This window comes from Bradyrhizobium ivorense (assembly GCF_900696085.1).
Taxonomy (GTDB): Bacteria; Pseudomonadota; Alphaproteobacteria; order Rhizobiales; family Xanthobacteraceae; genus Bradyrhizobium; species Bradyrhizobium ivorense.
This window is the reverse complement of sequence record NZ_CAADFC020000016.1, coordinates 229,427-245,811: the sequence shown is the minus strand read 5'-3', so window position 1 is coordinate 245,811 and position 16,385 is coordinate 229,427. Positions and strand designations below refer to the sequence as shown.

Annotated in this window: 13 protein-coding genes; 9 read left to right on the top strand and 4 right to left on the bottom strand. The window is 65.6% G+C overall.

The genetic code is table 11. From position 1 onward, the window contains the following. Positions 1 to 98 precede the first annotated feature (98 nt). Positions 99 to 1,295 (bottom strand): acetyl-CoA C-acyltransferase, encoded by a 1,197-nt coding sequence (locus CI41S_RS21005; protein WP_139482842.1) that lies wholly within the window; start codon positions 1,293 to 1,295, stop codon positions 99 to 101. A 231-nt stretch (positions 1,296 to 1,526) separates the two neighbouring features. Here CI41S_RS21005 and CI41S_RS21000 point away from each other — a divergent pair, with 231 nt between their 5' ends. Beyond that, positions 1,527 to 3,119 carry a gamma-glutamyltransferase family protein gene (locus tag CI41S_RS21000; RefSeq protein WP_139862083.1) on the top strand — a complete coding sequence of 531 codons (1,593 nt, stop codon included), beginning with the start codon at positions 1,527 to 1,529 and terminating at the stop codon, positions 3,117 to 3,119. Between the two features lie 151 nt (positions 3,120 to 3,270). Here the strand turns inward: CI41S_RS21000 and CI41S_RS20995 are convergent, their stop codons facing one another. The 3 genes from CI41S_RS20995 to CI41S_RS20985 all read right to left on the bottom strand — a co-directional run bounded on the left by CI41S_RS20995 (position 3,271) and on the right by CI41S_RS20985 (position 6,372). Beyond that, positions 3,271 to 4,008 carry a TetR/AcrR family transcriptional regulator gene (locus tag CI41S_RS20995; protein WP_139861406.1) on the bottom strand — a complete coding sequence of 246 codons (738 nt, stop codon included), beginning with the start codon at positions 4,006 to 4,008 and terminating at the stop codon, positions 3,271 to 3,273. A 142-nt stretch (positions 4,009 to 4,150) separates the two neighbouring features. Further along, on the bottom strand, positions 4,151 to 5,371 hold the full coding sequence (locus CI41S_RS20990) for an amidohydrolase family protein (RefSeq protein ID WP_139861405.1): 1,221 nt from the start codon (positions 5,369 to 5,371) through the stop codon (positions 4,151 to 4,153). Between the two features lie 17 nt (positions 5,372 to 5,388). Next, positions 5,389 to 6,372: a polysaccharide deacetylase family protein gene (locus CI41S_RS20985; protein WP_139861404.1), complete on the bottom strand. Its 984-nt coding sequence runs from the start codon at positions 6,370 to 6,372 to the stop codon at positions 5,389 to 5,391. A 205-nt stretch (positions 6,373 to 6,577) separates the two neighbouring features. On the opposite strand from CI41S_RS20985, the gene CI41S_RS20980 reads away from it, so the two are divergent. The 8 genes from CI41S_RS20980 (at position 6,578) to arcC (ending at position 16,219) form a co-directional block, all read left to right on the top strand. Then, positions 6,578 to 7,714: an ABC transporter substrate-binding protein gene (locus CI41S_RS20980; RefSeq protein WP_172628120.1), complete on the top strand. Its 1,137-nt coding sequence runs from the start codon at positions 6,578 to 6,580 to the stop codon at positions 7,712 to 7,714. Positions 7,715 to 7,754: 40 nt separating this feature from the next. Beyond that, positions 7,755 to 8,630 carry a branched-chain amino acid ABC transporter permease gene (locus CI41S_RS20975; protein ID WP_139861402.1) on the top strand — a complete coding sequence of 292 codons (876 nt, stop codon included), beginning with the start codon at positions 7,755 to 7,757 and terminating at the stop codon, positions 8,628 to 8,630. Further along, positions 8,627 to 11,161 carry a branched-chain amino acid ABC transporter ATP-binding protein/permease gene (locus tag CI41S_RS20970; protein WP_139861401.1) on the top strand — a complete coding sequence of 845 codons (2,535 nt, stop codon included), beginning with the start codon at positions 8,627 to 8,629 and terminating at the stop codon, positions 11,159 to 11,161. The genes CI41S_RS20975 and CI41S_RS20970 overlap by 4 nt, the downstream gene beginning before the upstream one ends. A 15-nt stretch (positions 11,162 to 11,176) precedes the next feature. Beyond that, positions 11,177 to 12,118: an oxamate carbamoyltransferase subunit AllH family protein gene (locus tag CI41S_RS20965; RefSeq protein ID WP_139861400.1), complete on the top strand. Its 942-nt coding sequence runs from the start codon at positions 11,177 to 11,179 to the stop codon at positions 12,116 to 12,118. Between the two features lie 182 nt (positions 12,119 to 12,300). Beyond that, entirely contained in the window at positions 12,301 to 12,489 is a 189-nt protein-coding gene (locus tag CI41S_RS20960; protein ID WP_139861399.1) for a hypothetical protein, read from the top strand. Between the two features lie 10 nt (positions 12,490 to 12,499). After that, positions 12,500 to 13,750 carry a YlbE family protein gene (locus CI41S_RS20955; protein WP_139861398.1) on the top strand — a complete coding sequence of 417 codons (1,251 nt, stop codon included), beginning with the start codon at positions 12,500 to 12,502 and terminating at the stop codon, positions 13,748 to 13,750. Further along, on the top strand, positions 13,747 to 15,255 hold the full coding sequence (gene fdrA / locus CI41S_RS20950) for an acyl-CoA synthetase FdrA (protein ID WP_139861397.1): 1,509 nt from the start codon (positions 13,747 to 13,749) through the stop codon (positions 15,253 to 15,255). The genes CI41S_RS20955 and fdrA overlap by 4 nt, the downstream gene beginning before the upstream one ends. A gap of 4 nt (positions 15,256 to 15,259) precedes the next feature. Further along, on the top strand, positions 15,260 to 16,219 hold the full coding sequence (gene arcC / locus CI41S_RS20945; RefSeq protein WP_139861396.1) for a carbamate kinase: 960 nt from the start codon (positions 15,260 to 15,262) through the stop codon (positions 16,217 to 16,219). Positions 16,220 to 16,385 lie beyond the last annotated feature (166 nt).

The following is a 16,385-nucleotide window of genomic DNA, read 5'->3' as shown; positions in this document are numbered from 1 at the left end:
TCGGTCCGCATACGCGGTGAAATGGATTGCTTCGCTTCGCTCGCAATGACGGGGATAGAGCCACGCTGCGTGACTTTGCGCAGCTCGCCACCCGCCAGTTAGTTCGTCACGCGCTCCACCGCGATCGCGGTGGCTTCGCCGCCGCCGATGCACAAAGCGGCGACGCCGCGCTTCAGATTCTGCGCCTCCAGCGCGTGCAGCAAGGTCACGATCAGCCGGGCGCCGGTGGCGCCGATCGGGTGGCCGAGCGCGCAGGCGCCGCCATTGATGTTGAGCCGGTCACGCGGAATGCCGAGGTCGCGTTGCGCCGCCATCGCGACCACGGCAAACGCCTCGTTGATCTCGAACAGGTCGACGTCGCCGACGCTCCAGCCGACCTTGTCGAGCAGCTTGCGGATCGCCGGGATCGGCGCGGTGGTGAACCACTGCGGCTCCTGGCTGTGGGTGGCATGGCCCTTGATCTCGGCGAACACCGGCAGTCCGTCGCGATCGGCCAGCGACCGGCGGGCCAGCACCAGCGCCGCGGCGCCGTCAGCATTGGCCGAAGAGGCGGCCGGCGTGATGGTGCCATTGGCGCGGAACGCCGGCTTCAGGCCGGGGATCTTGGCCGGATCGACCTTCAGCGGATGCTCGTCATTGCCGATGATGCGGGGGCCGGCCTTTTCGGCCAGCGTGATCGGCGCGATCTCGGCCTTGAACGCGCCGCCTTCGACCGCCTTGCGGGCGCGGGTCAGCGTCTCCATCGCATAGGTGTCCTGATCGGCGCGGGTAAACTGGTAGGCCTCGGCGGTCGCCTCACCGAAATCGCCCATCGAGCGTCCCGTCTCATAGGCGTCCTCGAGCCCGTCCATCATCATGTGGTCGATGATGCGGTCGTGGCCGGCGCGATAGCCGCCGCGCGCCTTCTGCAGGAGATACGGCGCGTTGCTCATGCTCTCCATGCCGCCCGACACCACGATCTCGGCGGAGCCGGCCTTGATGATATCGTGGCCGAGCATGGTCGCCTTCATGCCGGAGCCGCAGACCTTGTTGACGGTGGTGGCGCCGGTGGCATCGGGCAGTTTTGCGCCGCGCGCGGCCTGGCGGGCAGGGGCCTGGCCCTGGCCGGCCGGCAGCACATTGCCCATGAACACCTCGTCAACCCGTTCCGGCGCCAGCTTGGCGCGCTCCAGCGCCGCGCCGATCACATGAGAGCCGAGCTTGTGCGCGGCGAGCGGCGTCAGTTCCCCCATGAAACGGCCGAGCGGGGTGCGGGCGGCGGACAGGATGACGACGGGATCGGCGCTGGATGACATGGCAGGACTCCCTTGGGTGCCGGAGATTTGTTTGAATTATATGCATCATATGATGCGTCGCAAAAAAGTGCAACGGGCATGACAAATTGTCGTGCTCGGATGACATGGCATGACCGTCGCGAGGCCGCGGCTGCGCGAATAGCGGGCAATGCGGCCTCAGACAGGGGGCTTTGGTTGCTTGACATTGTAAGTAAAAATATTATTACAAAGCTGTGTTCGGAGAAGCGGCTAATGTTGCAGACAAAACGAAGCTATGGCGGCATGGTAACCGCGCCGCACCACCTCGCGGCGCAGGCTGGACTCGCCGTCTTGTCGGAAGGTGGCAATGCCATTGAGGCCATGATCGCCTCGGCCGCGACGATCGCCGTGGCCTATCCCCACATGAACGGCCTCGGTGGCGATAGCTTCTGGCTCGTCGGCCGCGCCGGTTCGATGCCGGTCGGGATTCAGGCTTGCGGGCGCGCTGCGATGGCCGCGGATCGCGGCTGGTATCGCCAGCGAGGCTGCAGCAGCATTCCCGGTCGCGGCCCGCTTGCCGCGCTCACCGTCGCCGGTACCGTCGACGGTTGGCAGAAGGCCTATGAACTCAGCCGCGATCGTCATGACGGCCGGCTGCCGATGGCGCGGCTGCTCGAGCCGGCAATCCGGCATGCCGAGGAGGGCGTAGCCGTCACCAGCACGCTGCATGAAAACATTCGCAAGAAGCGGCACGAGCTCGAAAGCGTGCCCGGCTATGCCGAGGTCTATCTGCCGCAAGGCATCCCGCTTGCGGTCGGAGCGCGGCTGCGGCAGCCGCGTGTCGCCGAGACGTTGCGGCGATTGGCCAAGGTCGGCCTGGCCGACTTCTATCGCGGCGAGCTGGCGCGCTCGATGGCGGCCGACCTCGAGCGGGTAGGGAGCCCGCTGCGGCTCGCCGATCTGGAGCGACATCAAGCAGCGCTGGTGACGCCGCTCTCGGTCGAGGTGTCCGGACACAAAATCTTCAACATGCCTCCGCCGACGCAGGGGCTGGCCTCGCTCTTGATCCTGGCGCTTTATGCCCGGCGCATGGCCGACGAAGCCGATGGCGTCGATCATCTGCACAGGCTCGTCGAGTGCACGAAGGCTGCGTTCCGTATTCGCAACAACCACGTGACCGATCCCGACTACATGAAGCGCCCCGCCGCCGAATTCCTGTCCGAGGAATCGCTGGCCGCGCTTCACGAAACCGTATCCGACCGCCGCGCCGCGCCGTGGCCCGATCCGTCCAAACCAGGCGATACGGTGTGGCTCGCCGCGACCGATCGCAGCGGGCTCAGCGTCAGCTTCATTCAAAGCGTCTATTGGGAATTTGGCTCGGGCGTCATCCTCCCCGAGAGTGGAGTCACCTGGCAAAATCGCGGAACGAGCTTTAGCCTCGGCGATACCGACACCAATCGATTGGATCCGGGACGCCTGCCGTTTCACACGATCCAGCCCGCAATGGCAGAGCTCGGTGATGGCCGGCTGATATCCTATGGCACGATGGGCGGCGAGGGGCAGCCGCAAACCCAGGCCGCCATCTTCAGCCGTTACGCCATGCACGGCCAGGAGCTGCAGTCCGCGATTACGGCGCCCCGCTGGCTGCTCGGTCGCACCTGGGGCGAGGAAAACAACAACCTGAAGATCGAATCCCGCTTCGATCCCGCCATCATCGATCGGCTGCACGCGCTCGGCCACGACATTCAAATGGCCGGTCCGTTCGAGGAGTTCATGGGACACGCCGGCGCAATCGTCTGGCATCCGGATGGCCTGATGGAAGGGGCCAGCGATCCGCGCAGCGACGGCGTCGTGGCGACCCGCTGAGGGATTCCCGGCGCACGATCCGCAGGATTGCGGCACGTGCGGCTCGGGTGAAGCGGTTTTCCCTCGCGACAAACGCGGAGCGTTTGCGCAGAGATCATGCTCAAACGAGGAGTCAAAGCGCGACGATGATTCAACCCAATCTCGTCGCGCTTTAGCGGGAGGGCTTGCCGAGGCGCGCCGTCGCCTTCGATCCTGCAGACTTGTGCTTGCGTTCCCCGGCGGCAGCCGTCAGCCAGGTCAAGATCATGTCCTGCGCATGCTCACGGCGTCGCGCCAGCCAGTCCGAATCGCCGAGGTCCTTGTCGAACATCGCCGACAGCGTGTACCGGTTGGAAACGTGGAAATAGCTCATCGCAGTGATTGAGACATAAAGCTGGATCGGATCGACATCACTGCGAAACAGGCCGGCAGCCACGCCGCGCCGCAGGATGCTTTCGATGCTTGCAACCAGGGGCAGGGTAAGATCGGCAATCTTGCGCGACTTGCGCATATTGCGCCCGCGTTGAAGGTTCTCGGTGTTGATAAGGGCGATGTAGTTCTGGTGCTGCCCGAAAAACGTGAATGTAAAATCGATCAGCTCGCTCATTGCGGCGATCGGCTCGAGATCATCCAGTTTCAGCCGCTGTTCGGCCGCACGAATTTCGGTGTAGACGTCCTCGAGGACCGCGATGTAGAGCCCGTTCTTGTCGCCGAAATAGGCGTACAGCAAGCGCATGTTGGCCTTGGCGCGTTGCGCAATGGCCTCGACCCGTGCGCCGCCGAGGCCATTGTGGCAGAACTCGAAGGTCGCCGCACGCAGGATCGCCTCCTTGGTGAGCGCTGAGTCGCGAGGTCGCCTTCCGCGCGTGGTACTGCGGCTAGGGTTGCTCTGTGCTGTCGTCTCTGTCACGGCGTCAACCTTGGCTGGGCTCGGGTATTCGCGCAAGGCAGGTCGCCATCAGGCCACACGGGGCTGCGGACCAGTTCCCGGCGCAAGCAGCTCGGATTGAGATCGGCAATACGGCGGTTCGTCAAGGGCGTTTCCTCCATGTTCACTGCCTCCGGGCGCCGGCGGTCACCGTCACGCCGTCGTGCGCGACGAGTCGGGCAGCCTTGTAGACATCGCGTGGCTTGGGACGGGCGACCACGGCTTCCTGGACATGCCGGGCGTCCAGCACGACGAAATCCGCCGTGCCGCCGACAGTGAGGCCGTAGTCCGTCAGGCCGAGCGCGCGTGCTGCGTTGGCCGTCACCATGTCGAAGGCCACGGCCAATTGATCATCGCTGTTGAACCCGGAGCGGTAGCCGACCATCATTGCGCGTTCGAGCAGGTCGCCGTCGCCGTAGGGCCACCAGGAATCCCGGATGTTGTCATTGCCGGAGAACACATTGACGCCGGCCTCGCGGAGCAGCAACACCGGCGGAAAGGCGTGCGCACCCGGGGCATTGGTGAGAATGGCGACGCCGGCCTCGGCAAGCTGGTGCGCGGTACGTTGAACTACGTCAGTTGCGACTTCGCCGAGCGCGTAGGCATGACTGATCGTGACCTTGCCGCCGAGGCCCGACGCCTTGGTCCGTCGCGCGATTTCCTCGATCTCCGAGATGCCCTGCAGACCGCCGTCATGCAGATGAATGTCGATGCCGACGCCATGCCGCTCGGCGATACCGAAGACGACGTCAAGATGCCCGGCAACGTCACCATCATGGCTAGCAGGGTCGAGTCCGCCGACCAGATCGGCGCCGGCGCGAACGGCTTCATCGAGCAAGTCGGCCGTTCCGGGCGATGTCAGGATGCCGCTCTGCGGGAACGCCACGATCTGGATCGAAACTTTCTCCCGGTGAGCCTCCCGCGCGGCGGCGATCGGTTCGAAATGGCGCAGGCCGACCTCTGCGTCGACATCCACATGGCTGCGCATGTGAGTCGTGCCCTGCGAGACGCAGAGATCGATCAGCGCCGCCGCTCGCACTGCGATGGGCTTGGCGCGGGCGAGCGCTTCCTTTTCGAATTTGACGCGCTCGCGCACGCTGAAGCCCGCGGTGCAGGGCCGATGCGGCTTCCAGTCATCGCCGATGAAGCATTTGTCCAGGTGGATATGACCTTCGACCATGCCAGGGAGCACCAGGCGTCGGCCAAGATCGCGGAATTCGCCGACTGCGCCGTAGCTTTGCCGGGACGACGTGATCGCCTCGATCTTGCCGCCGCGGACGGCGATGTCGACCAGTTGGCCGTCGGTCAGCCGCGCGTTCTGAAAAAGTGTGTCGATGGTTGTCAATTCGCGTCTCCAGTTTCTCAAGTCGGCACGATGCCGTCGGGCAGGGTGCACGAAAATGCCGCGATCTCGCCGGCGGTGGTGATCCAGATGTCCTCGCGCCTTGCGGCGATCGCCTGCAGCGCACGTCGCAGCGGCCGCAGCCGGTGCGGCTGGCCGACCAGGTACGGATGCAGCGCGATGCCCATCACCAGCGACTGCTTGGTGGATTGAGCGAGCATTTCCTCGAACGTGTCTGCGATCATGGTCGCAAACTGTTCGCCGCTGTCCTTGCGTCCGACAATCGAGGGGATGTCGTTCAGTTCCTGTGGATAGGGGACGGACAGGATGCGCCCGCCGCCCCTTGTCGAGAACCACACCGGCTGATCGTCCATGCACCAGTCGAGCAGGTATTGGTAGCCCGCTTCGGCGAGCAGGTCCGGCGTCACGTCGGATTGCGAGATCCACGGACCGAGCCAGCCGAGCGGCCGTCGTCCCTCGGCGCGCGTGATGATGTCCGTCGCTTCCTCGATCAGTCGCTGCTCCTCGGCGGGCGAGAGCACGCCCTGGCGTTCGGAATTGGTCCGTCCATGACCGACGACCTCGTCGCCGCGGGCGCGAAATGCGTCCATCACTTCCGGGCAATAGTGATAAATGCTGCTGTTCACGAGCACGGAGATCGGCAGTTTCAGTTCGTCGAACAGATCGATGAGTCGCCACACGCCGACCCGGTTGCCATAGTCGCGCCAGGCGTAGTTGAGGACGTCCGGATGCGGTCCGCCCGGGCAAAGTTCGGCGCCGAGACCGTCGCCGAAAGCGAAATGCTCGAGGTTGAGCGCGACGTAAACCGCGAGCCGCTTTCCGTTCGGCCACGCGAAGTCGGGGCGGCGCGTGATCGCGCTGTAGCGGTAGCGGTCATGCGAGCGCAGACCGCGCGCTGAGTCCGGCGTTTGCGCGCCTGTTGCGCCGCCGAGGCCGCCATCCGGGGCGGCTCGGTCCGGCCTCGATCCAATCTCCCGCTGCATTGCAATCTCCGTTCGTCGCGATCGGCCGCTTGACATTTGTGAATTTGTGAAGAAAGTTTTTACTTCCGTCAAGGCCGCGGAAACGGCGGCAACGGACCAGGGCGGCCGGGGAGCCGCCGGAGCGGGAGGAATTGCAGAAATGAACTACGCTTGTACCCCCACCACCGGGCCGTGCCGCCGCGTTGTCTTGCAGGGCGCGCTCGCAATGCTCATTGGTTCCCTGCCGTTTGCGGAGCGGGCGCCGGCCGCCGAGCCGATCAAGATCGGCCTGGTCACGGCGCTGTCGGGGCAGTCGGCACGCGCCGGCGAAGCCTTGACCCGCGGCGCCACGATCGCGATCGAGGACATCAACGCCAAGGGGGGCGTGCTCGGCCGTCCGCTGGAGCTGGTACGCCGCGACGATGAAAGCAATCCCGCGAAGGGGCTGACCGCCGCGCGCGAGCTGATCCAGCGCGAGAAGGTCGCGGTGCTGCTCGGCGGTCTCGATACGCCCGTCCAGCTTGCGATCGTGCCGTTCGTCAACAACGTCAAGATGCCGTTCGTGGTGCCATGGGCCGCCGGAACCAACATCACGCAGAACGGCGCGGCGACCAACTATGTGTTCCGCGTCTCGGCGATGGACGACGAGGTCGACAAGGCGATCGTTGCGTTCGCCGGCAAGACCTTCGCAGCCAAGAAGCCCGGCCTCATCCTCGTCAACAATCCCTGGGGTGAATCGAACGAGCATGGCCTGCGCGCGGCGCTGAAGGCGGCCGGCATCGAACCGGCGGGTGTTGAGAAGTTCGAGGCGAACGATGTCGACGTTGTCGCGCAGTTGTCTCGTCTCAAGCAGGCGGGCGCCGACTCCCTGTTCCTGGTGGGCAATGTCGGTCCATCCTCGCAGGTCGTGAAATCGCTCGACCGGATGGGCTGGGCGCCGCCGATCGTGTCGCATTGGGGGCCGGCCGGCGGCCGCTTCACCGAGCTCGCCGGTCCGAGCGCCGGGAACGTCATCTTCGTCCAGACCTACAGCTTTTTCGGCAACCTCTCGCCGGTCGGCAAGCGCGTGCTCGCCGAGTTGCAGGCGAAGTATCCGGATATCAAGGGTCCCGAGGACGTGACGCCTGCGGTCGGCTTCGCCAACGCCTATGACAGCGTCATGGTGATCGCCAGCGCGATCCAGAAGGCCGGCAGCATTGATCCGGCCGCGATTCGTGACGGCTTCTACGGAATCGACCGGCTGGAGGGCCTGATCAAGACCTATGAAAAGCCGTTCGCCCAGAACAAGCACGATGCGCTGACGGCACAGGACTACATCTGGGCCCACTTCGAAGACAACCACATCCTGCCGTTCAAGAAGTGACGGCAAGGGTCGTCCAGCAAGCAGATTGGGGTGATCATCGATGTCGTTTCTTTCGGCGATAATAACCGGAATGGCGCTGGGGAGCATGTACGGTCTGCTCGCGCTGGGCTTTCACGTCACTTACGCCGTGTCCGGCACGGTCAACTTCTCGCAGGGCAGCTCGATGACCCTGGGGGCCGTTGCCGGATACTTCTTCCTCGTCGTGTGGGGCTGGCCGGCCGCGATCGGCATCCCGGCGGTGCTGCTGGTCTGCGCGGTATATGGCGTCCTGATTGAACGCTTCGCGGTTCGTCCGTTCGTGCAGCGCGGCTCGGACAACTGGCTGATGGCGACCGTTGCGGTCGGCATCATCGTCGACAATGTGATGCTGTTCGTGTTCGGCAAGGAGCCGCGCAGCTTCCCGTCGATGCTGGCGGCCAAGCCGATCCAGATCGTGGAGGGCGCGGGGGTGTACCCGCTGCAGCTCCTGATTCCCGTGGTTGGCCTCCTGCTTGCGCTGGCGCTGCATCTGATCAGCCGCCGCACGCGGCATGGTGTCGCGATGCTTGCGGTGGTGCAAAATCCCAACGCCGCGCGGCTGATGGGCATCAATGTCAGCGGCGCCATCGCCGCAAGCTACGCGGTGTCGGCCATGCTGGCCGGTGTTGCTGCGCTGCTGATTGCGCCGCTGTTCAACGTCTCGTCCGAGATGGGCACGCTGTTCGGCATCAAGGCGTTTGCCGCTGCGATCATCGGCGGTCTTGCCAGCGCCTGGGGCGTCATGCTGGCCGGACTTTGCCTTGGCCTGATCGAGGTGTTCGCGACCAACTACCTCGGATCGGTCTACACCCAGATCATCACGTTCGCCTCCGTCATCGTCATCCTCGTCATCATGCCGCACGGGCTGCTCGGCCGAGCTGGAGTTAAGAAGGTATGACCTCTCGCGCTTCCCTTCTCGTCGCAGTCGCGGTGTTCGCGATTGCCCTCGGCTACGCCGCGGTCGCGGACAGCTATGCGGTGTTCCTGATCGCGACGATCTCGCTGACGGCGATCGCCTGCATCGGCCTCAACGTCCTGCTCGGCCTCGCGGGCCAGATCTCGCTCGGACATATCGGTTTCATGGCCATCGGTGCGTACACCACCGTGCTGCTGATGGAGAAGGCCGGCTGGCCCTACCTCGCCGCGACGGCGGGGGCCATCGTGCTGGTCAGCATCGTCGGCGGCCTGCTCGCGATGCCGGCGCTGCGCGTGCGCGGACCGTATCTGGCGATGGTGACGATTGCCTTCGGTTTCATCGTCGAGCATGTCACGATCGAGTGGCGCGATCTCACCGGCGGCGGCAACGGCCTGATGCTGAGCGCGCCGCCGAGCGTGTTCGGCTATGCGCTGTCCGAGCGTTCGCTTGCCATCGCCGGCATCGTGCTGGTGTTTGCCGGCCTTATCCTGTTCGAGCGGTTGAAGCGCAGCGGCTGGGGCTATGCCATGCGCGCTGCCCGCGATACCGAGGTCGCGACGCGCTCGCTCGGCATCGATCTGGTGCATGTCCGCGCCGTGGCCTTCGTGATCTCGGCGGCCGCGATGGCGCTGGCCGGCGCGCTGTTCGCGCCGCTGCAGGGCTATATCAGCCCGAGCTCGTTTCCGTTCCTGCAATCGGTGCTGCTGCTGTTCGGCGTCATGGTCGGAGGCGCCGGCTCGGCGTTCGGCCCGGTGATCGGCGCTGCGCTGGTGGTGCTGCTGCCGGAAGCGCTGTCGGATCTCGCCGAGTATCGCCTGCTGGCCTTCGGCGTGTTGCTGTTCGTCGTGCTGCGCGCCGCGCCCTCCGGCATCGTTGGCCTCGCCGAACAGCTCGCCGCAAAACTGCTGCCGGCGGGCAAGCCCGTGGCGGAGCCCGCGATCGCGGCGGCCAATGTCGATGCGGCGATCCTCGCGACACGCAGCGCTGCCGGGCTCGACGTCACCGATCTCTCGATCTCGTTCGGCGGCGTGCGCGCGGTCCAGGGCGTAACGTTCAAGGCGGCGCCCGGTGCCGTCACCAGCATCATCGGCCCCAACGGCGCCGGCAAGACCAGCGCGCTCAATCTGCTCAGCGGCTTCTACCGGTCGCAGGCAGGGACGGTGAAGCTCGGCGATCGCGATATCACGGGCATGACGTCGCATTTGCTGGCACGGGTCGGGGTGGCACGCACGTTCCAGACCACGCAGTTGTTCGGTTCGCTCTCGATCCTGGAAAACATCCTGCTGGCCGAGCGGGTCGGCCGTCTCGGCGGCATTGTCTCCGCGCTGCGCAACGCCGAGACGGAGGGTTTCGCGCGCTTCCTGCTGCGCTTTGCCGGCGTCGACGGCGACGCCGATCGTCTTGCGGATTCGCTGTCCCATGGCGAGAAGCGGCTGGTCGAGATCGCGCGCGCGCTGGCGTTGCGGCCCCGCATCCTGTTGCTCGACGAGCCCGCGGCCGGCCTCTCCAAGGGCGACAAGCAGCGCCTGACCGCGCTGCTGCGACGGATCGCCGATCTCGGAATTGCCGTCATCATCGTCGAGCACGATATGCCGATGATCATGTCGCTGAGCGATCTCATCGTCGTGCTCGACGGCGGCAAGCGCATCGCGATCGGCGATGCGGCGGCGATCCGCAACGACCCGCTGGTCCGCAAGGCCTATCTTGGCGACGCCACGCCGGGCGAGAAGAGCCGCGCGCCCCGGCCGGCGCGGCAGGGCACCGCACTCGAGGTCAAGACGCTCGACGCATTCTACGGCCTGTCGCGCGCCTTGAACGGTATCGATCTCGTGGTGGCTCCCGGCGAGGCGGTCGCCGTGCTCGGCGCCAACGGCGCCGGCAAGACCACCCTGATGCGGTCGATCGCCGGTCTCGAACCGCCGCGATCGACGGGTGAAGTCCGGCTCGCCGAGACGCGCATCGACAGGCTTCCCGCGCATGTTCGTGCCCGCTCCGGCGTCGTGCTGGTGCCGGAAGGGCGGCAGGTGTTTCCGGAGCTGACGGTGAAGCAGAACCTCCAGCTCGGCGCCTATGCGCGCAAGGGGCTCGACCTCGATGCCGCGATCGAGGCGATGTTCGTGCGCTTCCCGCGGCTGAAGGAGCGCATCGACCAGCGCGCCGGCCTGTTGTCCGGAGGCGAGCAGCAGATGCTGGCGGTCGCGCGCGGGCTTCTGACCGGGCCGAAGATCTTCATGCTGGACGAGCCGTCGCTCGGATTGGCGCCGCTGGTCGTCGACGAACTGTTTGCGTCGTTCGAGCGGCTGCGGAGCGAGGGCATGACCATCATCGTGGTCGATCAGATGGCGGGCCACGCGCTCGCGCTGGCCGACCGGGCCTATCTCCTGGAGACCGGTGCGATCCTGAAGAGCGGCGCCGCCGACATCATCGCCGAGGATCCGCTGCTTGAGGCGGCCTATCTGGGCGGCGAGGCCCAGGCCGGCGCGCCGCAACGGTTCGCGGCCCAGGCACGCTGAGGGAGGCGAGGGCGGATGTTTGTCGGAGGCCATGAAGGCGACGGGAGGCAGCCGGGTCGCCGGAGCGTGCCGGCCGAGCGGTGTCCCGAGCCCGCAGCGGCGGTCTGTGCCGGTGTGGAAGTGGGGCTGCTTGCCGACAGGGCGCTTCGCGATCGCGCCGCGGGCCAGGTCGTCGCCGTGTTCGAACGGTCGTTCTACGCCGTCATCGATGGCATCTGGATCTGCGTTGGACGGACCGGTATCGGATCGGGTCCGTTGCACGTGCTCGGCGACTTCCGATGGCCGGGACTGACGGTCGGCGATCCGGTGCGGATCGCGGGCTCCATTCTGTGGGTCGCAGGAGCGCCGCTCGCAAATCTCGCCGCGCGGTCGGTCTGGGCGCCGCGCGCTGCACCGCATTGGTCGATGAGCAGCCTGCGACGCGGCCTTGATGCCGTCGATGCGGTGTGGGGCGGTGATCTGACTTCCGAGGGGCTCGCCGTGGCTGGCTCCGGACATGTGCCGAGCGACGCTTCTCTCCTCGTTCGGGCTGCCAGGCCCGGTCTCGCTGCGCTGGGGCGAGTCCTGGCTGGCTCGGATGTCGATGCGGATCGAGAGTCCGGGCTTGCCGACTTGATCGGTCTCGGGCCGGGGCTTACGCCGTCCGGCGACGATCTGATCTGCGGTGCGCTGATTGCGTTGGCGGCGCTGGGACGCATCGAATGCCGCAATGCTTTGTGGGGCCATTGCCGCCCGCTGCTCGACGGCACCAACGACATCAGCCGAACCCATCTGCGCGCGGCGGCGCTGGGTTACGGCGCGGCGGCGCTGCACGCTGCCATTCATGCAACGATGAGCGGCGAGGTCGCCGGATTTCGTCGCGCGCTCACGGCCCTGATGGAGATCGGGCATACATCCGGACTGGATGCCTTTGCGGGCAGTCTGATCGTCCTGCGCCACGCCCTCCGCGAGCGATGATGCCGTTGCGAATCGAATTTCGAGTTCTCCCAAACTGCTCCGAACCAAGTTCGGAGTTCTTTTTTAGAGCCGGGATTTTCTTCGCCACCGAGATTCGCATCTTGCGAGAATCCAACCTTGACTAAGTAAGTGTTTTCTTATTAGCTCGGCACAACGAAACCAGCTTTGTTAGGGCGGAGGCGATGACGGATCAGGATAGGCCGCAGTATCAGCAGTTGCTGGCGAGCAAGGTCGAAGTCGTAAATGTCGGGCTTGAAGGGTTCGTGAAGGACCTCCGCGACTGCGGCATCGACGTCGTTCATGTCGACTGGAAGCCGTCGGCGGGCGGCGATCCGCAGATGGCGGCGCTGCTCGCGAAACTCGGTGTGTGAGGGCGCACCGATGAAGCTGATCGAAGACGCAAACCAGCAGGTGCTCGCCCGGATCCTCGAAGGAGAGCCGCGGCTGGTCGACATCGTTCCGGCCCGCCAAGTGATCCCGGCCTTGCGCGAGCGGATGATCCTTCACGCCGGACCGCCGATCTCCTGGGACCGGATGTGCGGCCCGATGCGCGGTGCCGTCGCAGGCGCCATCGTGTTCGAGGGCTGGGCGCAGGATCTGCCGACTGCGACCAAGCTCGCCGCCGGTGGCGAGATCGAATTTCACCCGAACCATCACTTCGGGGCGGTCGGCCCCATGACCGGCATGACGACGATGTCGATGCCGTTGTTCGTGGTCGAGAACGCGCGCTTCTCCAACCGCGCCTATTGCGCGATCAACGAGGGGCTCGGCAAGGTGATGCGCTTCGGCGGCAACGACGCGAGCGTGCTGAAGCGGCTCGCCTGGTTGCGCGACGTGTTCGGGCCAACGCTGGGCAAGGCGATCCGCGCCGCCGGCGGCATCGACCTGAAATCGATCGTCGCGCGGGGCTTGTCGATGGGCGACGAGCTGCATCAGCGCAATCTCGCCTGCTCGAGCGTTTTCCTTCGCGAGATCGCGCCCTGGATGGCGCGAACCTCGACCGACAACGCCGTTCTCGCCGAATGCCTCGCGTTCATCGGGCAGAACGATCAGTTCTTTCTCAACATCGCGATGGCGATGGGCAAGGCGATCACCGACCCCGCGAACGGCATTCGTGGTTCGACCATCGTCACCACCATGTGCCGCAACGGCACCGATTTCGGAATCCGCGTCAGCGGGCTCGGCGAGCAATGGTTCACCGCGCCGGTCGAAATGCCGGAGGGGCTGTATTTCGCGGGCTATTCCGAGAAGGACGCCAATCCGGACATGGGCGATTCCGCCATCGTCGAGACGATCGGCCTGGGTGGATTTGCGATGGCGGCGGCGCCCGCCGTCGCGGGCTTCGTGGGTGCCGGTGCGCCGTCCGAGGCCAGCAACTTCACCCGCTCGATGGGCGAGATCACGGTTGCGCAGAATCCGGAATGGACCATCGCCGCAATGGACTTCGCCGGCGTGCCGACCGGCATCGATATCCGCCTCGTCGTCGATTCCGGCGTGGTGCCTGTCATCAACACCGGCATCGCGCATCGCGAGCCCGGCATCGGGCAGGTCGGTGCCGGCGTGGTCAAGGCGCCGTTGGCGTGCTTCCAGCAGGCCATCGTGGCCCTCGCCAGGGATTTGGGGGTGTCATGAACGTCGTTGTCCTGAACGAGGTCCGCAAGGGATTCTATCTCGATTCGGTCGCGCTGATGCGGCTGTCGCGCGAGGTGGCCGGGTCGCCCGGCGTGATCGAGGCGGCGTTGATGATGGGAACTCCGTCGAACGCTGCGATCATGCGCAACGCGGGACTGCTGGAGGAGGGCGCTGTCGTCAAGGGCAATGACCTCGTGATCGCGGTCAAGGCTGAATCCGAATCCGCTGCCCGCGAAGCCCTCGACAAGGCGATCAAGTCGCTCGACAAGCCGAAGACCCAAGGCGAGGCGCAGGCCGCCTGGCGGCCGCACTCGATCGCCGCCGCCGTGAAGGCCCGGCCGGAGATCAATCTCGCGCTGATCTCCGTTCCCGGCGAGTTCGCCGCCGCCGAGGCCCGCAAGGCGCTCAATCGCGGCCTGCATGTCCTGATGTTCAGCGACAACGTATCCCTCGAGGACGAATTGTCGCTCAAGCAGCAGGCGCGGGCGGCCGGCCTCCTGATGATGGGGCCGGATTGCGGAACTGCCGTGATCGGCGGCGCGCCGCTGGCGTTCGCCAACAGGATCAGGCGCGGCAGGATCGGCATCATCGGCGCGTCGGGTACCGGAACGCAGGAAGTCTCGTGCCTGATCTCGGAAGCCGGCGCGGGAATCTCCCATGCCATCGGAGTCGGCGGGCGCGATCTGAAAAAGGATATCGGCGGCATCACCACGCTGATGGCGATCGATGCGTTCGATGCCGATCCGGAAACCGATCACGTGGTGCTGATCTCGAAGCCGCCGCATCCCGATGTCGCCAGGTCCGTCCTTGAGCGGATCGGCCTAAGCAGAAAGTCGTTTACCGTGTGCTTCATCGGTGCCTCGGAAATCGAGCTGCCGCCGAACGCCCGCTTCTCGCCGACGCTGAAGGGCGCCGCGGAGCTGGCGCTGGGACACCAGAAGATCGGCGCAGGCTTCGATGCAAACGCCGTCGCGTCACGGCTTCCGCGAAACGGTCGAGGCGGGATCGAGGGCTTGTTCGCCGGCGGAACGCTGTGTGCCGAAGCTCAGGTGATCCTCGCCGCTGCAGGTCGAAGAGTGACGTCGAACGCCGCCATCCCCGGCGTGGTCAAGCTCGGCGTCGAGCCGAACGCCGGGCGGGATCGGCTGATCGACCTCGGCGACGACGAATATACCCGTGGCCGGCCGCACCCGATGATCGACCCGTCAGTGCGCGATGATGCGCTGCGTGCTGCACTCAGGAATCGCGATCTTTCGGTGGTCCTGCTCGATCTTGTGCTCGGCTACGGCGCGCATGCCGATCCCGCCGGGCATCTGACCAGGATCGTCGCTGATCGCGGGCAGGATGCGCCGGCTTTGGTCGCGTCCGTCGTCGGCACCGAGCAGGATCCGCAAGGGCGCTCCGCGCAGGTCAGCAAGCTGGAGCAGGCCGGAATCCTCGTTGCGCCGTCGAACGCGCAGGCGTGCGAGCTTGCGGTTGCCATCGTCCAGAATGCCGGGAGGTAGGCGAATGCGTACACTCAATGACGTGCCGCGTCGCCTGGTGGTCGCGATCGGTGGCAATGCGGTTCACCCCGAAGACATCAGGGGTACGTCAGAGGAGCAGAAGTCAGTCGCGCAGATAACTGCGGAAGCGCTGCTGCCGCTTGCGCAACTCGACAATGAACTGGTCATCACGCACGGCAACGGCCCGGTCGTCGGCAAGATCATGATGCGCCAGATGCTGACGATGAGCCGAATTCCGCCGATGGACATGGACATCTGCGTCGCGCACAGCCAGGGCGGCATCGGCTACCTCTTGATGCAGGCGATCGAGAATGCACTGCGCGAACAGGGCAACCAGCGCCATGTGGCAAGCCTGTTGACCCAGGTAGAGGTCGACAAGGACGATCCCGCGTTCAAGAATCCGACGAAGTTCGTCGGACCGTTCTTTTCCGAGGACGAGGCCAGGAAGATCGGCGCCGAGCTCAATTGGGCGATGCGTGAGGATTCGGGGCGAGGCTGGCGTCACGTCGTGCCCTCGCCGAAGCCAAAGCATGTCTGCGACATCTCGCTGGTCGATGCCTTAGTCAAGCGGGGAACGATCGTCATCGCGGGAGGCGGCGGCGGCGTTCCCGTGGTTCGTGATGCAAGAGGCGTGCGCACTGGCGTGCCGGCGGTCATCGACAAGGATCTGACCTCCGCTCATATCGCGAATGTGTTGGGCATCGAAGAGTTGCTGATCCTGACGGCAGTCCCGCGCGTCGCGGTGAATTTCGGCAAGCCGAACAAGAGGGATCTGGATCAGGTCAGTCTCGAGGAGATCAAGGCCTACCACCGTGAGGGCCATTTTCCCCCGGGAAGCATGGGACCCAAGGTCGATGCGGCGATCCGGTTTCTCGAGGGCGGCGGCAAGCGCGCGATCATCAGTCACCTCGATTGCGCCATGGCGGCGCTGCGGGGCGAGACGGGGACGCACGTCGTTCAGTAACACCGGGATTGGCGTGTCGGCGGGACATTCGCCCGCGCGGAGCAGCGCAGCCATGCTTCCGCATTCCCGCGACATGACTTGTCCGAAACCCATCGATTGCATCCGCGCCGCGAGATGATGGGTATCGCTTCGCTCCATTCATATCCATCCTACGACTCGCAACTCG

What these genes read in the sequence shown, in the direction of transcription:
- CI41S_RS20975 (WP_139861402.1), top strand. Translation starts at nt 7,755, where the DNA reads ATGTCGTTTCTTTCGGCGATAATAACCGGAATGGCGCTGGGGAGCATG.
- arcC (WP_139861396.1), top strand. Translation starts at nt 15,260, where the DNA reads ATGCGTACACTCAATGACGTGCCGCGTCGCCTGGTGGTCGCGATCGGT.
- CI41S_RS21005 (WP_139482842.1), bottom strand. Translation starts at nt 1,295, where the DNA reads ATGTCATCCAGCGCCGATCCCGTCGTCATCCTGTCCGCCGCCCGCACC.
- CI41S_RS20980 (WP_172628120.1), top strand. Translation starts at nt 6,578, where the DNA reads ATGCTCATTGGTTCCCTGCCGTTTGCGGAGCGGGCGCCGGCCGCCGAG.
- fdrA (WP_139861397.1), top strand. Translation starts at nt 13,747, where the DNA reads ATGAACGTCGTTGTCCTGAACGAGGTCCGCAAGGGATTCTATCTCGAT.
- CI41S_RS21000 (WP_139862083.1), top strand. Translation starts at nt 1,527, where the DNA reads ATGTTGCAGACAAAACGAAGCTATGGCGGCATGGTAACCGCGCCGCAC.
- CI41S_RS20970 (WP_139861401.1), top strand. Translation starts at nt 8,627, where the DNA reads ATGACCTCTCGCGCTTCCCTTCTCGTCGCAGTCGCGGTGTTCGCGATT.
- CI41S_RS20965 (WP_139861400.1), top strand. Translation starts at nt 11,177, where the DNA reads ATGTTTGTCGGAGGCCATGAAGGCGACGGGAGGCAGCCGGGTCGCCGG.
- CI41S_RS20955 (WP_139861398.1), top strand. Translation starts at nt 12,500, where the DNA reads ATGAAGCTGATCGAAGACGCAAACCAGCAGGTGCTCGCCCGGATCCTC.
- CI41S_RS20985 (WP_139861404.1), bottom strand. Translation starts at nt 6,372, where the DNA reads ATGCAGCGGGAGATTGGATCGAGGCCGGACCGAGCCGCCCCGGATGGC.
- CI41S_RS20960 (WP_139861399.1), top strand. Translation starts at nt 12,301, where the DNA reads ATGACGGATCAGGATAGGCCGCAGTATCAGCAGTTGCTGGCGAGCAAG.